Here is a 766-nt window from a genome sequence, read left to right as displayed (position 1 = left end):
GTCTGTGTGAAGCACGTGCCGGACGCGACGGGTGACCGTCGTTTCGCGGACGACCACACCACCGACCGGGAGGGCGTGGACGGCCTCCTGTCGGAGCTGGACGAGTACGGCGTGGAGCAGGCGCTGCGGATCGCGGAGGCGAACGAGGGCGCCGAGGTGACGGTGCTGACGGTGGGGCCGGACGACGCGAAGGACGCGTTGCGCAAGGCGCTGTCGATGGGTGCGGACAAGGCCGTGCACGTGAACGACGACGACATCCACGGTTCGGACGTGATCGGGACGTCGGCGATCCTGGCGAAGGCGCTGGAGAAGACCGGGTTCGACCTGGTGATCGGCGGTATGGCGTCGACGGACGGTTCGATGGGTGTGCTGCCGGCGCTGCTGGCGGAGCGTCTGGGCGTGCCGCAGGTGACGCTGCTGTCGGAGGTGTCGGTCGAGGGCGGTGTGGTGAAGGGCCGTCGTGACGGTGACGCGGCGACGGAGCTGGTCGAGGCGCCGCTGCCGGCCGTCGTGTCGGTGACGGACCAGTCGGGCGAGGCCCGTTACCCGTCCTTCAAGGGCATCATGGCCGCGAAGAAGAAGCCGGTGCAGTCGCTGGACCTGGACGACCTGGGCATCGAGGCGGACGAGGTCGGCCTGGCGGGCGCGTGGACGGCGGTCGACTCGGTGGTGGCGCGCCCGGCGCGCACCGCGGGCACGGTCGTCAAGGACGAGGGCGAGGGCGGCAAGCAGCTCGCCGCCTTCCTCGCCGACCAGAAGTTCATCT

At 70.6% G+C, this 766-nt stretch carries 1 protein-coding gene; it reads left to right on the top strand.

What is annotated here, in order from left to right; translation table 11 throughout:
* A partial coding sequence (locus PUR71_RS00995; RefSeq protein ID WP_329924359.1) for an electron transfer flavoprotein subunit beta/FixA family protein occupies nucleotides 1–766 on the top strand: 766 nt, incomplete at both ends.

The organism is Streptomyces sp. SP17BM10 (assembly GCF_036322405.1).
GTDB lineage: Bacteria > Actinomycetota > Actinomycetes > Streptomycetales > Streptomycetaceae > Kitasatospora.
Note: the sequence above shows the minus strand (reverse complement) of the source record. Positions and strands in the feature narration are given on the sequence as shown.